General features: G+C 67.0%; 2 protein-coding genes. One reads left to right on the forward strand and one right to left on the reverse strand.

The genetic code is table 11. The annotated features are described in order from the left end of the window. Positions 1-74 precede the first annotated feature (74 nt). Positions 75-569, reverse strand: a complete 495-nt coding sequence (locus A5759_RS06235) for an acyl-CoA dehydrogenase family protein (RefSeq protein WP_082962014.1) — start codon at positions 567-569, stop codon at positions 75-77. A gap of 102 nt (positions 570-671) precedes the next feature. On the opposite strand from A5759_RS06235, the gene A5759_RS06240 reads away from it, so the two are divergent. Further along, complete coding sequence (locus A5759_RS06240) at positions 672-1679, forward strand: acyl-CoA dehydrogenase family protein (protein ID WP_068195261.1); 1008 nt, start codon at positions 672-674, stop codon at positions 1677-1679. The last annotated feature ends 124 nt before the right edge of the window (positions 1680-1803 follow it).

Below are 1803 nucleotides of genomic sequence, written 5' to 3' on the forward strand. Positions count from 1 at the left end.
CTACGATGCCCAACGGAGCGACCAGCCCCTGGTCGCAATCCAATAGATCGAGCCTCCGGCAGAACCAGGGCGGTTCAGTCGGCGATGTGACCGTTGGTGGTGAACATCTTGGAGCCGTTGATGACCCAGTCGTCGCCATCTCGTACGGCCCTCGTGGCCGCGGCGGCCACATCCGAGCCGCATTCCGGTTCGGTGAAGCCGAGCGCGATGGTGACGTCGCCGGTCAAAGCGCCGGGGAGGATGCGCTCCTTCATCGCGGGTGTACCGATCTGCCGGATGATCGACGCCACCATCCGGGTGGTCTCGGACAGGTATACCGGCGCGTCCGTGCGCATGAGTTCTTCGTTGAGCGCCTGCTCTTCCCAGGCGGTGCGGTCCTGCCCGCCGAACGCCGTCGGCCAGCCCGGAGCGAAGTAACCCTTGTCGACCAGCCCTTTGGCGAAGTCGTCGTCGTGCGCGACACCGCTGCGGTAGATCCGTTCCTCGATGTCGGGGGTCAGCACGTCGCTGAGATGTCTGCGGACGCCATCCCGGAAGGTTTCGGTCGCGGAGTCGGACTGAAAATGCATGAGCGGGAACCAATCTGTCGCGTACCGGGCGGGCGGGCGGCGCAGGCGATAATGTTACTCTCAAAACTGAGAGTATCCATATTCGCATGTGAGGGATGTCCGGTGGACCTGAGCCTGTCCGGCGAACAGCGGCAACTCGTCGATTCCTTCGCCGCGATGTATACCCGCGAGTCGACGTCGCAACGGGTGCGTGCCGCAGAACCTCTCGGGTTCGATCCGAAGCTGTGGGAGGCCCTCGTCCAGACCGGTGTCATCGAGATGGCGGTCGGCGAATCCGAAGGCGGATGGGGGGCTTCCGAGCTCGAGTTGGCGCTGATCGCCGAGCAGTACGGCCGGGCGGTCGCGTCGGCGCCGGTGATCGAGGCGCAGATAGCCGCCCGACTGCTGGCCGCCTGCGGCGACGACGACCTGTTGGCGGCCACCATGTCGGGCGACAGGCTCGTCAGCTTCGCTCCGCGGTCCTGCGACGGCGATGTTCTCGGACTGGTTCCCGGCGGGGCGGTGGCCGACACCGTGGTGGCCCTGGTCGGCGGGCGTCTCGTCGCGTTGTCTGCGACCGACCGTGAGCACGTCGAAAATCTCGGCTCCTTACCGCTGGCGGACGTGACGCGCGGCGACGCCACCGTCCTCGCCGAGGGTCACCACGCCCGTCGATTGTTCACCGCCGCGGTCGACCTGTGGCTCACCCTCACCGCCGCGGCTCTCGTGGGCGCCGCGGCCAAGGCCGTCGAGATCGGCGCCGAATACGCCAAACAGCGGTACGCGTTCGGCACCCCGATCGGCACCTTTCAGGCCGTGTCACATCCGCTTGCCGACAGCGCCACCGCGACCGACGGTGCCCGTCTGTTGGCCTTCGAAGCGGCGTGCGCGTTCTCCGACGAACCGGACCGCGTGACCGAGCTGGCCGCGATGGCCTTCGCGTTCGCCTACGAAACCGCGCGTGACGCGACCTATCGCAGCCTGCACATCCACGGCGGCTACGGCTTTGGGATGGAGGGCGACATCCAGCTGTACTACCGGCGGGTCCGCGGCTGGGCCATGGTGTTCGGCGAGCCGGCGGTCGCCCTGGACCGCGTGGCCGACGCCCGCTACGGACCAGTCGCCGGCTGACTCGGCTCTGCCTATCGCGAGTGTGGGGTTGATGCACGCTTCGCCCGTTCGAAGTCAAGTGGTTGGTGCAACATTCGGGGTTCATGCTGCTGCTTGGGTGATGAGTGCGTTGAGTCGGTCGGCG

This window comes from Mycobacterium sp. 852014-52144_SCH5372336, assembly GCF_001665615.1.
Classification (GTDB): Bacteria; Actinomycetota; Actinomycetes; order Mycobacteriales; family Mycobacteriaceae; genus Mycobacterium; species Mycobacterium neumannii_A.